Source organism: Leisingera sp. M527, assembly GCF_025141525.1.
In the GTDB taxonomy this organism is placed as follows: domain Bacteria; phylum Pseudomonadota; class Alphaproteobacteria; order Rhodobacterales; family Rhodobacteraceae; genus Leisingera.
Window position 1 is genome coordinate 1,510,758 of record NZ_CP081037.1, and the last position, 16,139, is coordinate 1,526,896.

Consider the following 16,139-nt stretch of genomic DNA (forward strand, 5'->3'; position numbering starts at 1 on the left):
CCTGCAAAGCGGGTATTTGATCAAAAGCTGAAGCCGCAGAACAGGGACGCAATGCCATGGCACTGGAAGACGCAAAACATATGATCGATCACGCCTTCACCCGCGAGGACATGAAGGGGTTGAGTTTCGAGATCACCTTTGGCGGGGCGATGTCTTTCCTGCGCCGTAAATACACCAAGGACCTGACCGGTGTGGATATTGCTGTCACCGGCGTGCCGTTTGACCAGGCGGTGACCAACCGCCCGGGCACGCGGCTGGGGCCGCGGGCGATCCGCGAGGCGTCCTGCTTGCAAAGCCCGGACGAACCTTATGGCTGGCCGCATAAACCGCTGAGCACGCTGGCGATTGCGGATTACGGCGACCTGGCATTTGATCATGCCAATGTACCGGGATTTCCGGCGGCGCTGACGGAGCATATCCGGGGTATCCTGGCGCAGGATACGGCCTCGGTCGTGCTGGGCGGGGATCACTATATCAGTTTTCCGATCCTGAAAGCCTATGCCGAGAAATACGGGCCGATCTCGCTGCTGCAATTTGATGCCCATACCGACACCTGGCCGGATGACAACATGGACCGGGTGGACCATGGCACCATGTTCTATAAGGCTGTGAAGATGGGGATCGTGGACCCGGCGACCTCGGTCCAGGTGGGGATCCGCACCACCAATGATGACACCCTGGGCGTCAATATCATCGATGCATCCACCGTGCATGAGATCGGCCCGGTGGAAACCGCCAAGCGGATCAAGACGATCCTGGGTGACCGCCCGACCTATCTGACATTTGACATCGACTGCCTGGACCCGGCTTATGCACCCGGCACCGGCACGCCGGTCTGGGGCGGGCTGACCTCGGCGCAAGCGGCGCGCATCCTGCGCGAGATTGCCGGCATCAATATCAAGGGCGGTGACGTGGTCGAGGTCTCTCCCCCCTTTGACACAACCGGCGCAACTGCTATTGCCGGGGCACATGTGGCGACGGAAATCATCTGCCTACTGGGCTGGAACATGAGAGACAATGACTGACTTCAATCAACCGATCAGCGGCAATGACCTGGCCCGGTTCTCCGGGCCGAACACGTTTATGCGGCTGCCGCAGGCAACCTCTCTGGAGGGCCTGGATGTGGCCGTGCTGGGGGTGCCGATGGACATTGGCACCTCCTGGCGGTCGGGCACAAGGTTCGGCCCCAAGCAGATCCGGGCCGAAAGCGCGATGCTGCGGCCCTATAACATGGCCACGGGTGCTGCACCCTTTGACAGTCTGAACATTGGCGATATCGGCGATCTGGCGATCAACACGTTTTCGCTGCCGGAATCGCTGCGCATTATTCAGGAAAGCTATGAGGCGATCCTGTCCGGCGCGGTGATCCCGGTGGCAATGGGCGGCGATCATTCGATCACCCTGCCGATCCTGCGCGCGATTGCCAAGAAATACGGCCCCGTGGCGCTGGTGCATGTGGATGCCCATGCGGATGTGAACGACGAGATGTTCGGTGAGCGCGAGACCCATGGCACCGTGTTCCGCCGCGCCTTTGAAGAAGGGCTGATTGTCCCTGACAAGACTTATCAGATCGGTATCCGCGGCACGGGTTACGCCGCCAGCGATTTTACCGAGGCGCAGAGCTGGGGTTTTCAGCATTTTCCCGCGCAGGAATTGTGGGGGCGGCAGCTGCATCAGATGGGTGCGGAAATTCGCCGCGATATCGGCAATAGGCCGGTCTATGTGTCTTATGATATCGATAGTCTGGACCCGGCTTATGCACCGGGCACCGGCACGCCGGAAATCGGCGGGCTGACCACGCCGCAGGCGCTGGAGCTGATCCGGTCGCTGAAGGGGGTGAACATCGTCGGCTGCGACCTGGTGGAGGTGTCGCCGCCGTATGATCCCTCGGGCAACACGGCTTTGGTGGGTGCCAATCTGCTCTATGAGCTGCTGTGCGTGCTGCCGGGGGTGACGACAAAATAAGCGGTCCGGCCTGCACGTCAGGCCGGGGGAGGGCCGCAAAGGGAGGAGGCAAGGGTTGACCTTGAAACCGCAATGAGGCGGCTGATGCTGTTTGCCTGGCTGGTATTGGCGGCAGGCATTGCTGTCTTGGGCTTTGTCCGGCTGGCGCCAAGCGATCCGCTGGATTGGAACACTCAGCCGGAGTTCACCGAAGACAAGGAGTTCCGCGGCGGCGTGTTCCGGGTGGTGCGCTCGGGGCCGGACGGGCTGGAGCGGTTCCACCGCATTGCCAGCCACGCCCCGCGCACCAGCGTGCTGGCGGGCGGACCGGATGACGGCATGGTGACCTATATCACCCGCACCCAGGTGCTGGGGTTTCCGGATTATACCACTGCCGCGCAGGACGGGGATCTGCTGAAGGTCTATGCCCGGCTGCGGTTCGGGCGGTCGGATCTGGGTGCCAACAAAGAGCGGATCAACACCTGGCTGGCGGAGATGGCGGAGGATCCGCAGGCCGCTGCCGCCGGAGAGTAACACCCAGGGTGTTCTCCCGCCTGTTCGCGGGCTTTTGGGTAAAGCCCCTCGCAGTTGGGCCGGGCGCCGCGCTTTGCGCGGCGCGGGCTCTGCCGCCTTGGGCGGCAGAGCCATTGTATTGCTGAGAAGCGCTTCAGGCGCAGGCCTGCGCCTGAAGACGCCATTTCGATTGTATTTGTTGCTGTCGCGTCAAGGGCAGGCCGCGCTGGCGCGTGGTGGCTGCGCCACCCTTGACCCTGCAGGGTGTTTGTTGGGAGTGGTTCGTAGCATCTTCCAAAGCAGATGTTATTCGCATGCGCAGACCTAAAGCGCTGTTATTATTAAATAAGGAGAATATTTCGTGGCCTCAAATATTTCTAAGCCTGTTCTGTACCTTGCCTGTTGTGCGCTGCTCGCGGCCTGCGGCGGCGCGCCTGCCAGCAATGAATTGCGTTTCGACAAGGATGGAAATGGCCGCTTCAGCGGCAGTGCCGGTGCCGGTTGGACAGCACAAGAGATCAGAACACACGTCTCTGGCCAGATATGCGGTAAAGGAACTGTTGCAGAATTCAATGTGAGGGTTTTGCCAACTGCACCGGACTACAAGATTTTCTCCGGCTCTTGCGCATCCGGAGGGGATGGCTTCCCAGTCGCAGGCGTGGGGCAAGATTACATCGTCACCGCGCCGGCGGCGCCGGTAGTGACGCTGGCGGGTAAGAGTTCAGCTTGGGACGGCTCCACCCCGTTTGTGGATTGATGGCGCAGGCATCCCTTCCGCGTGCCACGCGGCGGGAACTGAGCGTGGGGGCGGTCATAAGATCCTCTGCCGTGAACTCAACAAAAATGACTTGTCGCGCTATTACTTGATCATGCGTGGCTGCGGCCAGGGTGAAGGTACGCGAATGCCCGGGCGGCACAGTTCAATGAAGGCGTCTTTGCCGGACATCTGCATTCACCTTGCAGCGGCAGCGGAACAGCCGACGGGCGGATCAGAGCTGCGGCAGCTCCGATGGTACATCAGACGCCCCGGCTAACTCTCCCAGGGACGCCGACAGGCAGCTGTTTTGCACCTCGCGCCACATCGGCACGTTCAGCGACATTTGGCATTGGGCCATGAACATGCGGCCGTCTACCTGCAGGCAGCGCAGCTCTCCCAGCTCGACACGCGAACCGGACTTATCCGTGCAGTAGCAGTCGATGGTCTTGCCGCCTGGTCCGGTCACATCAGCCCAGGCACTGCCGGAGGCAGCCATTAGAATGGAAACGACAAGGGCACTGGCATGTTTCATGGCTCTAGCATATCACAGAGGCAAGAATTGGCCAAAACATGAACAAGAATAGGCGCGCCCATGGTCCCCGAAGAGCGGCTGGAACAGATCCTGCAGCGGTTTCAGTATCTTGAAGCCGCAATGGCGGATGGTGCCGGGGGCGGGGATATTGCGGCGCTGGCCAAGGAATATTCCGGCCTGCGCCCGGTGGCGGAACAGATCAGCGCCTACCGTAAACTGCTGAGCGACCTGGAGGAGGCCGAGCTGATGCTGGCCGATCCGGACATGAAGGATCTGGCGGAGGAAGAGATCCCTGCGCTGAAGGATGCGATCCCCGAAGCTGAGCAGGCGCTGCAGCTGGCCTTGCTGCCCAAGGACGCCGCTGATGGCCGCCCTGCGATGCTGGAAATCCGGCCCGGCACCGGCGGTGACGAGGCGGCGCTGTTTGCCGGCGATCTGCTGCGGATGTACCAGCGCTATGCCGAAGGCCAAGGCTGGAAAGTCGAGATCATTGAGGAACAGGCGACTGAGCTGGGCGGCATCAAGGAAGTGGTGGCGCACATCAAGGGCGAGAATGTCTTTGCCCGGCTGAAGTATGAATCCGGTGTGCACCGGGTGCAGCGGGTGCCAACCACAGAAAGCGGAGGGCGCATTCATACCTCGGCTGCCACCGTGGCGGTGCTGCCGGAGGCCGAGGATGTGGACATTCATATTGACCCGAATGACATACGGATCGACACCATGCGGGCCTCGGGTGCGGGCGGGCAGCATGTGAACACCACCGACTCGGCTGTCCGTATCACCCACCTGCCGACCGGGCTGATCGTGACGTCGTCAGAGAAATCCCAGCACCGAAACCGCGAAATTGCCATGCAGGTGCTGAAAACCCGGCTCTATGATCTGGAACGGCAGCGGATCGACAATGAGCGGTCTGCGGACCGGGCAAGCCAGGTGGGCTCGGGCGACCGGTCGGAACGCATCCGCACCTATAATTTTCCGCAAGGGCGGATGACCGATCACCGCATCAACCTGACGCTTTACAAGCTGGATCAGGTGATGGGCGGCGATCTGGACGAGATTGTCGATGCGCTGACTGCAGACAATCAGGCGCGGCTTCTGGCCGAGATGGGGCAGTGAGCATGGCAGAGACCGCGGCACAGGCGATGGCAGCAGCGGCGTCCCGGCTGCGCGCAGCCGGGGTTCAGGACCCGGCGCGGGATGCGCGGGTGCTGCTGGCCCATGCGGCGCGTATCGAAGCCAGCCGGGTGACGCTGATCGCGCCCGAGGAGCTGGCGCAGGACGTGGCAGAACGGTATGAGCAGCTGATTTCGCTTAGGGCGGTGCGGGTGCCGGTCTCGCATCTGATCGGCGAGCGGGAATTCTATGGCCGCCGTTTCAAAGTGTCGCGTGATGTTCTGGATCCGCGCCCCGAAACAGAGACCCTGATTGAGGCCGCGCTGGCAGAACCATACGCGCGGGTGCTGGACTTAGGCGTCGGCTCGGGCTGTATTCTGGTGACACTGCTGGCCGAGCGGCAGGAGGCCACCGGCCTGGGGGTGGATATCAGCGAGGCGGCCTGCCTGCAGGCCAGCGCCAATGCCGTTTTGCACCGGGTTGAAGCGCGGGCGGATATTCAGCAATCGGACTGGTTTGAGAGTGTCGAGGGGACGTTCGATCTGATCGTATCCAACCCGCCCTATATTGCGCTGGACGAGATGGACGGGCTGTCTGCGGAGGTTCGGGGGCATGAACCTGGCATCGCACTGACAGATGGCGGCGACGGGCTGGGCGCCTACCGGAGGATAGCTGCGCAGGCTGCGGCGCATTTGCCGCCGGGCGGGCGGGTGCTGTTGGAAATCGGCCCGACGCAAGGGCAGGCGGTCGGCGCGCTGCTGGAAATGGCAGGGTTTAGCGGCATTTCTGTGCTGCCGGATTTGGACGGCCGGGACCGGGTGGTGCGGGCGCATTCCGGCGCAAAACACCGTTTTTAACGCGAAGATTCACAATTTCGGAAGAAAAATCAAAGAAAACACTGTTGTGCCCCTTGTCTGGGGCTTCGTAACATGGTTACTCAAGAGGAGCCGCTTCAGGAGAACGCTTTCCAAGCCTTCCCGCGGCATCAAGCCCAAAAAAGCTAATGATCCGGCGCTAAGACGCGTAGAACAGGGTCTACGGCGCATTAACTCAAGGCTTACGCTAGGCATATGAGATCGTCAAAATCACGTTCACGTTCCAAGTCGAACAACCGGAATCGCCCGAATGGCGTCAATGTTGTCAACCGGGTGTTCGACAGCTCCGGTCCCGAAGGCAAGGTGCGCGGAACCCCGCAGCAGATCATTGACAAATACAATCAGCTGGCGCGGGACGCGCAGCTGAGCAATGACCGGGTTGCGGCAGAGAATTTCCAGCAGCATGCAGAGCATTATCTGCGGCTGCTTAACGAAGCACAGCGCGAAATCGATGCGCGCCGCGATGAGCAGGAGCGGCAGAACCGCGAACGCCAGGCCGAGCGCGACCGCGAACGCACCGAGCGGCTGGAACGCCAGGAGCGGGAAGCTGCGGCTGCCGCTGCGGCAGCCCCCGCAGCTGCAGCGCCCGCGGCCGATCCGGCAGCGGCCCCGCAGCCCGAGGTGATCGACCCGCGCGGCGAAAATGGCAATGGCGGCGACAGCGGCCTGGTGGAAACACCGGAAAGCCAGTCGGCAGCATCTGCTGAAGCGCCGGCTGAAGCACCCGCCAAAAAGGCTCCGGCCCGCAAGCCCCGCCCGCGCAAACCCGCGGTCAAGGCTGACGATGCGCCTGCAGCAAGTGAAGGCGGCGAGGCACCGGCGCCGAAGAAACCCGGCCGTCCGCGCGCCAAGCCCAAGCCCAAGCCGAAGGCCGAAGAAGGCCCGGCAGAGGCGGCTGAGTAATCAGCGCCGGACCCGGCAATCAAAAAGACCCCCGGCGCTGACCGCCCGGGGGTCTTTTTACGTTTTCTGTTCAGGCCGCTGGCCTCCGGTCGCGAAGCTGCGGGTCAGGCGCTGTGTCCCGGCACCCGCAGATAGCGCCGGACAGCTTCGGGGAAGCCCAGCATCAGCGCATCGGCGGTCAGAGCGTGGCGGCTACACGGGTAGGCGGCTGAATTGACGTTCACGGACAGAACTGTTGGGCAGGGCGAAATGGAATGGGGTGTGGGAAGGACCGGCTGCAATCGCTGAGAAGGAATGAGGTTTCAGGCCTTGGCCAGCTCTCGGGCAAGCGCACAGAAGGCCTCAAGACTTACCTGCTCGGCACGTTCGGTGGGCGGGATGCCGGCAGCGTTGAGGTGATCCTCGATTGCCGGTGAGACGCCCTTGAGCGAGGAGCGCAGCATTTTGCGGCGCTGATTGAAGGCCGTGGCCACGACACGCGACAGGATGGCTGCATCTGCCGGGAAGCGCGGTTCGGGCAGGGCATCCAGATGCACCACGGCACTGGAGACTTTGGGCGGCGGGGTGAAGGCGCCGGGCGGCAGCGACAGCACAATGCGTGCATCGGCCCGCCATTGCGCCAGGATTGCCAGCCGGCCATAGGCCTTGGAGCCGGGCAGGGCCACGATACGCTCGGCCACCTCGCGCTGGAACATCAGGGTGAGGCTCTGCCAGAACGGCGGCCATTCCTTGGGTGTCAGCCAGCGCACCAGCAGTTCGGTGCCGACGTTATAAGGCAGGTTGGCGGCGATGCGGATCGGCGGGGTCAGATACGCCAGCGGGTCGATCTCCAGCGCGTCGCCGTTGATAACGTCAAACCGGCCCGGATAGGCATCTGCGATCTCCTGCAATGCGGGCAGGCAGCGGCTGTCTTTCTCTACTGCCAGCACCCGCCGGGCGCCTTCGGCCAGCAGCCCGCGTGTTAACCCGCCGGGGCCGGGGCCGATTTCCAGCACATCACAGCCCGTCAGATCGCCGGCCTGGCGGGCGATCTTGGCGGTGAGGTTCAGGTCCAGCAGGAAATTCTGGCCCAGTGATTTGCGCGCCGACAATTGATGCGTTGCGATCACTTCACGCAGGGGAGGAAGGCTATCGATAGCGCTCATATCATCTGTACCTTGGGACATGGCGCGGGCGGCGCGCCAGAAATTTCATACCTGCGGCGGGGATATTTGCCGTCCGGGGAAGAATCAAGGGCTGGCAGCCATCCGCTGCGCCAGCTTCAGGGCTTCGATCAGGCTGGTTGGGTTGGCTTGGCCGGTGCCTGCGATGTCAAAGGCGGTGCCGTGATCGGGCGAGGTGCGGATGAAGGGCAGGCCCAAGGTTACATTGACGCCGCGGTCGAAATCCAGCGTCTTGATCGGGATCAGCGCCTGGTCGTGATACATGCAGACCGCTGCGTCGTAGCGGGCGCGGGCGGCAGCATGAAACAGTGTGTCCGCAGGGTGCGGACCGGTGACATTCAGGCCTTCCGATTGCATCTGCCGGATCAGGACGTTGATCCAAGCCAGTTCCTCATGGCCCATGGCGCCGCCTTCGCCTGCATGCGGGTTGAGCCCGGCGACAGCAATGCAGGGCGCTGCGATGCCGAACTGACCGCTAAGGCCGGCTGCGGTGATCTCGATGGTTTCGCGCAGCAGTTCCGGGGTCAGGGCTTTGGGGACGTCGGACAGGGCGATATGGATGGTGGCGGGCACAACCCGCAGCTGCTCGCTGGCCAGCATCATCACAACCCGCTCCCGGCCGGCAAGGGACGCCAGGAACTCGGTGTGGCCGGGATAGGCAAAGCCGGCGCCATCAATCAGCGCCTTTTTGTGGATCGGGGCGGTGCAGACAGCGGCGGCTTTGCCGGTCTGGACCAACTGGACTGCGGTCTCAATGGACCGGATGACGCCAGCGGCGTTGGCCGGGTCGGCAGTGCCCTTGACTGCGCTGCCGCCGAAGGCGAGAGGCAGTACCGGGAAGCTGTCTGCGCAGGAAGCCGCGGCTTCGGCGGGGGCGGAGATTTCCTGGACCGGGGTGCCCGCAGGCAGGTGGCGCGGGTCGCCGATCCAGAAAAACGGGCAAGAGCTGCGCAGTGCGTTCCAAGCCTTGACGGCGATTTCCGGGCCGATGCCTGCGGGTTCGCCGCAGCTGAGGGCAATCGGCCCGGGCTGGCTCATTTGATGTCGATCCGGGCGTCGGCGCGCAGCTGTTCAAGGTAGCTGCCGGCCAGCGAGGCCATCCGCTGTGCCGTCAGCGCATTGGCCACGGTCTCGCGCGAGCTGTCCTCACCCAGGTCGGCAGTGCGGCCGCAGAGCATCAGCACCATCAGTGTCTGGCCGTTGTTGCGGGTCAGCGCGGTGGAGGTTTCATTCGGGTCCAGCTTGGCCAGTTCCAGCGCGATGTCGCGGGGGATCTCTGACGGCTGAAGGCTTTGCACATCCAGCACCGACGGATCCTGACCCTGGGCCAGCCCATAGAAATCATCGCAGGTGTCGACGCTGTCCACCACCTTTTGCGCCGCGGCAAGCCCTTCTGGCGTGCGGCCGCCGGGCACATGATAGGCGGCATATTCGATTGCGGTGTAGCGCGGTGCTGCGCCCTCAACCTCGCGCACGCCGCGCATCTGGAACAGGGCCACAGCACTTTGCAGCGGCAGCGGTTCGGAAATCTCGCCGGGTTTCAGCGCCAGCGCAACTTCTTGCAGCTGTGGCGGCAGCTGGGTCAGCGGCATCCAGGGCAGGCGTCCGCCCTCGTTGCGGCTGGCGGCAGCAGAATACTGGGTCGCGGCAGCTGAGAAACTGTCGTAGCCTTTCAGCCGGGCGACCTGTTCGATCAGCTCTTCGACCTGTGCTGCGTTCTGTTCGTTGATCGGAACGATGAATTCGCTGAGCAGAACCTGGACGCTGCCAGTGCCGGCCGAGCCCATGGCGCGGTCAATCTCCTCCGGAGTGGGGCGGGCGCGCGACAGGAAGCGGGCGCGGGTGTATTCCCGCCAGCCCAGCCCGACCTTGGTGAAATCACGCAGGGTTTGCGGCTCCACGCCATTTTGCTGCAGTGCGGTCAGGAAGTCGTTCAGCGACAGGTTGGCGCGTGCGGCCAGTTCTTCCATGCCGGCGGTGATGTCTTCTTCGGCCAGTTCGATCCCGGCCTGCTCCAGCTCAGCCAGTTTGAGCCGGTCGTTGATCAGCTCTTCGCGGGCGGTGGCCAGAGGATCGCCGGGCACCCGCAGCGCCGATTGGAAGCGGGCGCGCTGTTCCAGCTCATAGCGGGTGATGACCTCGTCATTCACGGTGATGGCCGGGGCGAACAGGTTTTGTGCCCCCGCCGGCAGGCCGGTCCAGGAAAGCCCCGCAGCCAGCGCCAGCGCTGTTGCTGATTTTAGAACACGGGAAAAGAAAGGAGCCGGGAACCGGAAATTCACGTCTTGCTGCATGACCGCCTGTACTGTTTGCTGCCGCTCTTTACGGAAAATCCGCTGAGCGAGATGGTAAAGCCGAAATCGGTTGTCGGCTCAACACTTGTTGTTGAGGTATAGCGGCGGTTGACTGAAAGGTCGACCGTCACGCATTCGTTGCTGTAGGCCAAGCCAAGGCCTGCGCGGGTGGCGCGGGCGCCGGAAATATCATAGCGCAGCCGGGCGCCGGCGGACCAGCTGGGGTTGATGTCATAGCTGCCGTCGACCCACAGCTCCGAGCTTTCCTCGGCCCGGTCTTCATCCGGGTCGGTGCCGAGCCACAGATAGGTGCCGGACAGGCTGGAGCGTTCGGTGCGCCAGTCGCCGCGCAGTTCAGCCTTGGAGAAGTTCAATGAACCGTTCAGCAAACCGCGGGTGGAGAGGGCCAGCCCGTCGCCGAATTTGATCTGGCCCGCCAGCAGGAAATCCGAGGAGGTGCCGCTGAGGCCGGAGCTTTTGGTGAACCGGTCATCGCCGTCGCTGCGCAGCACCTGGCCGACGGTGGCATAGGCCTGCCAGCCGGTGGGTGCATAACGCGCCCAGTTGGCGCCGTAGACAAGGGTCAGGCCGTCCTCGCGGGCGTCGGTGGAAGGAAACCGCGACAGCGACAACAGATTGCCCTGGTCAAACTCGACAAAGCGGCTTTCTTCGGTGACCACGCTGCCGCCGCCCTCGTCGCGCCAGCCCAGCTGCAGGATCGGTTCCAGGTACTGGGTGGCGCCGCCAGCCTCGCGGCGGCTCATCGGCAGGCGCAGGGTCAGCGCGGTGCGCGGGGTCAGGCGGGTGACCTCCTCATTGAAGAAACTGTCGTCATAAGCACGGAAGGCATCTGCTGCGGCGCCGAGTTCCCATTCCGCCAGGATACCATAGCCCAGGCGCCAGCTGCGGCGCCAGTCGATGTCGGCAGTGAGCCGCGCAAGATCACGACCGTTGCTGTCAGTGGCTGTGCCGTCGATGCTGGAGCTGCGGCGGTGGCCATGGCCCTGCAGGGTCAGCCGCAGCTCGCCGCCGGTGAGGGCGGGATGGTGGCGGGTCTGATAGAAGGCTTCGGCGATTCCGGACGGAATGTTTGCCTGTTCTTCGCTGGTCCGCAGGGTTTTGTAATGTGTCAGGGACGCGCGGAACAGGCTGTCGCGTTTGGCCCGGGACAGCACCGCCTCGGAACGCAGACGGTCCAGTTCCGGCAGGCCGTAGTCTTCGAGATAGGCGTCGTCCGAGACCGCTTTGACGTCAAAGGTGAAGCGGAAATCCCGCGGCAGATCGAACTGGCCTTCGCCAAAGATGTAGCCGCGGTCTTCGCCGGAAAACAGGTCGTCGCGGGTGTAGGCGCCGTTGAATTCGATCCTGCCGCGGCGGAAGGCCTGGCGGTAGCGGACGTCCAGCGTCTGGGTGCTGGACGAGATATAGGGCGCCAGTGTCAGGTCGCGGTGCGGGCCGAGTGTGAAGAAATAGGGCGCCTTGACCCCGGTGCCGAGGTTCGACGTGGAGCGTATCGAGGGCACCAGAAATCCGCTGGCCCGCTCCAGTGAAGGATCAGGCAGGCGGATCGCCGGAAAATAGAACACCGGCACGTCGAGCACCCGCAGCTGGGCGCTTTCGAAATAGAGCTGGCGTGCCTGCTGGTCGTGGGTCACCCGCTCCGCCCGGATCTGCCAGAGCGGCGGGCGCCCATCCTCGCAGACGTGGCAGGAGGTGACGGCGGTCTTGTAAAGCTGTGTATAGCGGCCGCTGACCCGGGTCATTTGCAGCGAGGCCAGCTGCAGCTGCTGCTGGAACACCATGCGGGCGCCTGTCAGCAACCCGTTGCGCAGGTCTCTGTCCAGCTCGGCAGCAGTGGCCAGTATGGTGATGTCGCCTTGCTGGTCGATGCGGATCGGGCCTTCGATCTGCAGGGTGCCGGTGGTCTGATCAAACGTGATCTTTTGCGCGCGCAGCCGGATATCGCCCTGAAACGCCTCGACGTTGCCTTCGGCCACCAGGGTGCGGTCAGGGGTGATGAAGACCTGATCTGCAACCAGCATCGCGGGCTGCGCCGGATCAGGCAGCGCCGCGGTCTGCGCCTGCGGCGCCGGGGCTGTCAGGGCGAGCCAGGGCAGCACAGCCGAAAGAAGCAGTGCGCGGCGCAATTTACCCGTCTTCGGCATGGAGAAGCAGTCCCAAAGTCAAAAGTATCGCGGCGGCGGGCGGCGCCCAGGCGGCCAGGGCCACCGGGATTTGCCCGTTCTCGCCAAGGATTTGCGCGAAATTGCGGATGAAATAAAGCCCGAATCCCAAAAGAACCGCCATCAGCACCGCCAGCCCGGTGCCGCCAAAACGCGCGTGCCGCATGGTGAAGGAGGCGCCGACCAGAACCATGGCGATCAGAAACAGGGGGCGGGCCAGTTCTGCCTGATAGCGGACCTCGTAGCGTTTGGTGGTAAAACCCGCGGCAGACAATTCGCGGATGGTCGAGGGCAGATCGTAGATCGAGATGCCGCTGGCGGTGCCCAGGGTATCGCGGATCCGGTCGGTGGTCAGTGTTGTGGGCAGCTGCAGCTCGTCATGCCGGGCGGCGTTGGAATCGGGGTTGATGCCGGCGGCCAGCGGCCAGGATTTGGCGTTGGACAGGATCCAGTTGCTGCCGTCCAGCCGGGCGCTGTCGGCAATGATGCGGCGCACCAGGCCGCCGGCACTGGTGTAGGCGTGGATCGAGACGTCAAGCAACGTGATATCCGCAGCGTCGCCGCTGTAGCCCTTGGCGTGGATGACCGACTGGCCCCTGGCACCGCCCTGGCGCAGCCACAGGCCTTCGCCGGACAGCGACAGCGCCGACGGCCCGCCATTATGATAGGTCTCGGACAGATCCTGATAGCGGTTGGCTGTGGCTGACGCGATCGGGTTCAGCATGGTGACCGCCAGGGCGCCGATTGCCGCCGCCACCAGCACCGGTGCCGCCAGCGCGCGAATGCCGGAGCGGCCGATGGCGCGGGTCACCACCAGTTCGCTGCTGCGGGCGAGGCCGACAAACAGCACGATGGTCGACAGGATCATGATCAGAGGCAGAAACTCGCTGAGGGCGGCCGGAACGTTCAGGAGGGTCAGGCCAACCAGTTGCGCCAGGCTTAGGTCGATCGCCTCGAAACGGCGGACCTGTTCGTTCAGATCGATCAGCACCACCAGCGTCATCAGCACGGCAACAATCACCAGGAACCACTGCAGAAAGCGCCGGGCATAGTAAAGATCAAGCTTCATGCGGGCGCCTCCGCCCGGGTCCGTTTGGGCCGGGCTGACAGAACCATAAAGATCAGCGCCACCAAAAGCCCCAGCAAGGTCGGCAGGTAAATCAGCGGCCACAGGCTGGGGTTTTGCAGAACCGGTTCCGAGACAACCCCGCGCAAGCCCTCGACAAAGATCAGCACAACAAAGGCCAGGAAAGCCTGCCGCCACACGCCGAACCGCGAGAACGTTCCCAGCATCAGCGCGGAAAACCCGATCAGGGCGACGGCCACACAGACCAGGGCACGGGCAAAGCGCAGGTGCAGCTCTTCGGCCTGGGCGCCTGCGGAGTAGCCATCGCTGCGGGTGACGGCCTGGGTGCTGGTCATCAGCTCCAAGCTTGGGATCGCACGGATGTTGCGCGCCGGGTTTTCCGTTTTCCGGGCCAGTGCGCTGATATCATATGAGAAATCTGAGAAGAACGTGGTCGAAAGCCGTTGCGTCTGATTATCCAGCCGCTGCGCCATGCCTTCCACCATGATCAGATGCGCGCTGCCTCCGTCGCGCACAAGAAAGGCGCGGGCACCGGTATAAGTCACCGTCGTCGCCGGGTCGCGGCGGTCAGACAGGAAGACGTCGTTCAAGGTGCCGTCCGGGTCGATCTGGCGGATATAGAAGGTAACACCGTCTGCCGGGTGCAGGAAATCGCCCTCGCTCAGCAGTTTAGCGGTGATGTTGCGGGAGACTTCGCTTTCACGCACCTCCAGCTGGCTGATCGAGGCGGGCAGCAGGTAGTGGGTCAGTGCCGACATCATCAGTGCCGTGATGACCCCGAATGCGAGGGCCGGCCGCGCCATCTGCCAGGGGCTGGTGCCGGTGGCGCGCAGCACTGTCAGCTCGCTTTCGCTGTTCAGCCGGTTGGTGACCCAGACCGAAGCGCCAAAGGCGGCAATCGGCAGCACCATGCGGATGAGGTTCGGCAGGGTGAGCGCGGTGAACTCAAGGAACACCAAGGCCGACTGCCCATTGCCGATCAGCCGGTCAAACAGCACAACTGCCCGGTTGACCCAGAACACGGCCACCAGAATCAGCGCAAAGAAGCCGAAGAAGAGCAGATATTGTGACAGCACGTATCTGTCGTAGCGTGACACCCGATCCCCCCAGACCATTGTGATTTTGCGCGACATTAGTGGATTTGCCGGGCGGGGAAAACTGCATTCTCGCAAGGCGCCTCATTCGGCGGCAGATCGCGGCCGCCGCGGGCGCAAAGGCGGGTCTGGCCAAGCGCCCCTGCGCAGGATACCTCTTATGCCAAGAACCATATGAAACCAGCAGGAGCGCGCGAGAATGAGCAGCCTAACCCCGATCCGTTTTGCCGAATACGACCCCAAGGCACTGTCGGAAATGACCGGCCGCGTGGCGGTGATGGTCACGCCCGAGGGCAGCTTGGATCAGGCCGCGCGCACCGCCAACCGGCTGAGCAAGGGCGCAATTGCCCGGCTGGTCGAATCGGACGGCTTCAAGAAGGCCAAGGCGGGGGATGTGATTTCCCTGGGCTGGCCCGCAGGCATGCAGGCCGAGGCACTGGATGTGCTGGTTCTGCCGCGCAAGCTGACTCCGGCAGAGGCACGCCAGGCGGGCGCAAAACTGGCCAAGACGGCTGCGGGCAAGCGGCTGACGGTGATGGCCGGCAGCATGAACAAGGCTGCTGACCTCACCATGGGGCTGGCGTTGCGCGACTATGGCTTTGATGACCATAAGACCCCCGCCGAAGACAAGCCCGAGGGCGAGGTGGTGATCGCTTCCAAGATGCCGTCCGATCTGGAGGCCGCCTGCGCGCCGTTGCTGGCAGTGGCAGAGGGCGTTCACATGACCCGGGATTTGGTCAATGAGCCAGCCAATGTGCTGACCACCACGGAATTCGCCCGCCGTATCGAAGAGATGAAGCAGATCGGCCTTGAGGTTGAGGTCCTGGAAGAGGCGGACCTGGAAAAGCTTGGCATGCGCACGCTGCTGTGTGTTGGCCAAGGTTCTGACAGCCCGTCCAAAGTGGCGGTGATGCAATGGAAAGGCGGCGCCAAGGGTGCAGCCCCGCTGGCGCTGGTCGGCAAGGGTGTGGTGTTTGACACCGGCGGTATCTCCCTGAAGCCTGCGGGCGGCATGGAAGACATGACCATGGACATGGGCGGCGCAGGCGTTGTGGCCGGCACGATGAAGGCCCTGGCACTGCGCAAAGCTAAGGCCAATGTGGTCGGGCTGGTCGGCCTTGTGGAAAACATGCCCTCGGGCAATGCCACCCGTCCTGGCGATGTGGTGAAATCGATGAAAGGCGACACGGTCGAGATTATCAACACCGACGCCGAGGGCCGTCTGGTTCTGTGTGATGTGCTTTGGTACGCGCAGGAGCGGTTCAAACCTGCAGGTATTATCGATCTGGCGACCTTGACCGGCGCAATCATTATCGGCCTAGGGCATGAGAACGCTGGCGTGTTCTCCAATGATGACGATCTGTGCAATGCCTTCCTCAAGGCCGCGCGCTCCGAGGACGAAGGTGCCTGGCGGATGCCCTTGGGCAAGGCCTATGACGATCAGTTGAAATCGCGCATTGCCGATATGAAAAACGTCGGCGGGCGCCCGGCGGGTTCCATCACCGCGGCGCAGTTCCTGGCAAGGTTCATTAAGGACGGTATGCCCTGGATCCATCTGGACATTGCCGGCGTTGCCTCGGTCAAGGCGGAAACGGACTATGCGCCCAAAGGCGCCACCGGCTGGGGCGTGATGGCACTGAACCGTCTTGTCGCGGATAAGTTCGAGGCGGAATAAACACTT

15 protein-coding genes are annotated in these 16,139 nt (G+C 63.3%); 8 read left to right on the forward strand and 7 right to left on the reverse strand.

What is annotated here, in order from left to right:
* The first annotated feature begins 56 nt into the window (after positions 1–56).
* The 4 genes from speB (K3555_RS07575) to K3555_RS07590 all read left to right on the forward strand — a co-directional run bounded on the left by speB (K3555_RS07575) (position 57) and on the right by K3555_RS07590 (position 3,214).
* The gene (speB, locus tag K3555_RS07575) at positions 57–1,025 is read left to right on the forward strand and encodes an agmatinase (protein ID WP_260008008.1); all 969 of its coding nucleotides are present in this window, start codon (positions 57–59) and stop codon (positions 1,023–1,025) included.
* Positions 1,018–1,965 (forward strand): agmatinase, encoded by a 948-nt coding sequence (gene speB / locus K3555_RS07580; protein WP_260008009.1) that lies wholly within the window; start codon positions 1,018–1,020, stop codon positions 1,963–1,965. The genes speB (K3555_RS07575) and speB (K3555_RS07580) overlap by 8 nt, the downstream gene beginning before the upstream one ends.
* Positions 1,966–2,037: 72 nt before the next feature.
* The gene (locus tag K3555_RS07585) at positions 2,038–2,478 is read left to right on the forward strand and encodes a DUF1499 domain-containing protein (protein WP_259991611.1); all 441 of its coding nucleotides are present in this window, start codon (positions 2,038–2,040) and stop codon (positions 2,476–2,478) included.
* Between the two features lie 340 nt (positions 2,479–2,818).
* Positions 2,819–3,214 carry a hypothetical protein gene (locus tag K3555_RS07590; protein ID WP_260008010.1) on the forward strand — a complete coding sequence of 132 codons (396 nt, stop codon included), beginning with the start codon at positions 2,819–2,821 and terminating at the stop codon, positions 3,212–3,214.
* Positions 3,215–3,446: 232 nt separating this feature from the next.
* Here K3555_RS07590 and K3555_RS07595 read toward each other — a convergent pair whose 3' ends face one another.
* Entirely contained in the window at positions 3,447–3,746 is a 300-nt protein-coding gene (locus K3555_RS07595) for a hypothetical protein (protein WP_260008011.1), read from the reverse strand.
* A gap of 60 nt (positions 3,747–3,806) precedes the next feature.
* Here K3555_RS07595 and prfA point away from each other — a divergent pair, with 60 nt between their 5' ends.
* The 3 genes from prfA to K3555_RS07610 all read left to right on the forward strand — a co-directional run bounded on the left by prfA (position 3,807) and on the right by K3555_RS07610 (position 6,637).
* Positions 3,807–4,862: a peptide chain release factor 1 gene (gene prfA, locus K3555_RS07600; protein ID WP_260008012.1), complete on the forward strand. Its 1,056-nt coding sequence runs from the start codon at positions 3,807–3,809 to the stop codon at positions 4,860–4,862.
* Positions 4,863–4,864: 2 nt separating this feature from the next.
* Positions 4,865–5,716, forward strand: a complete 852-nt coding sequence (gene prmC / locus K3555_RS07605) for a peptide chain release factor N(5)-glutamine methyltransferase (RefSeq protein ID WP_260008014.1) — start codon at positions 4,865–4,867, stop codon at positions 5,714–5,716.
* 213 nt (positions 5,717–5,929) lie between these two features.
* Positions 5,930–6,637 (forward strand): DUF4167 domain-containing protein, encoded by a 708-nt coding sequence (locus tag K3555_RS07610; protein WP_260008015.1) that lies wholly within the window; start codon positions 5,930–5,932, stop codon positions 6,635–6,637.
* 302 nt (positions 6,638–6,939) lie between these two features.
* Here the strand turns inward: K3555_RS07610 and rsmA are convergent, their stop codons facing one another.
* From rsmA to lptF, 6 genes are all read right to left on the reverse strand, one after another.
* Complete coding sequence (gene rsmA / locus K3555_RS07615; RefSeq protein WP_260008016.1) at positions 6,940–7,782, reverse strand: 16S rRNA (adenine(1518)-N(6)/adenine(1519)-N(6))-dimethyltransferase RsmA; 843 nt, start codon at positions 7,780–7,782, stop codon at positions 6,940–6,942.
* Positions 7,783–7,866: 84 nt separating this feature from the next.
* The gene (gene pdxA / locus K3555_RS07620) at positions 7,867–8,838 is read right to left on the reverse strand and encodes a 4-hydroxythreonine-4-phosphate dehydrogenase PdxA (RefSeq protein ID WP_260008018.1); all 972 of its coding nucleotides are present in this window, start codon (positions 8,836–8,838) and stop codon (positions 7,867–7,869) included.
* Positions 8,835–10,094: a peptidylprolyl isomerase gene (locus K3555_RS07625; RefSeq protein WP_260008019.1), complete on the reverse strand. Its 1,260-nt coding sequence runs from the start codon at positions 10,092–10,094 to the stop codon at positions 8,835–8,837. Before K3555_RS07625 ends, pdxA begins: the two co-directional genes overlap by 4 nt.
* Positions 10,079–12,259: an LPS-assembly protein LptD gene (locus K3555_RS07630; protein WP_260008020.1), complete on the reverse strand. Its 2,181-nt coding sequence runs from the start codon at positions 12,257–12,259 to the stop codon at positions 10,079–10,081. Before K3555_RS07630 ends, K3555_RS07625 begins: the two co-directional genes overlap by 16 nt.
* Complete coding sequence (gene lptG / locus K3555_RS07635) at positions 12,243–13,346, reverse strand: LPS export ABC transporter permease LptG (protein WP_259991630.1); 1,104 nt, start codon at positions 13,344–13,346, stop codon at positions 12,243–12,245. Before lptG ends, K3555_RS07630 begins: the two co-directional genes overlap by 17 nt.
* A complete protein-coding gene (gene lptF, locus K3555_RS07640) occupies positions 13,343–14,461 on the reverse strand; it encodes an LPS export ABC transporter permease LptF (protein ID WP_260008509.1) in 1,119 nt (372 codons plus the stop codon). The genes lptG and lptF overlap by 4 nt, the downstream gene beginning before the upstream one ends.
* A gap of 196 nt (positions 14,462–14,657) precedes the next feature.
* Between lptF and K3555_RS07645 the strand changes: the two genes are divergently transcribed.
* The gene (locus tag K3555_RS07645) at positions 14,658–16,133 is read left to right on the forward strand and encodes a leucyl aminopeptidase (RefSeq protein ID WP_260008021.1); all 1,476 of its coding nucleotides are present in this window, start codon (positions 14,658–14,660) and stop codon (positions 16,131–16,133) included.
* The last annotated feature ends 6 nt before the right edge of the window (positions 16,134–16,139 follow it).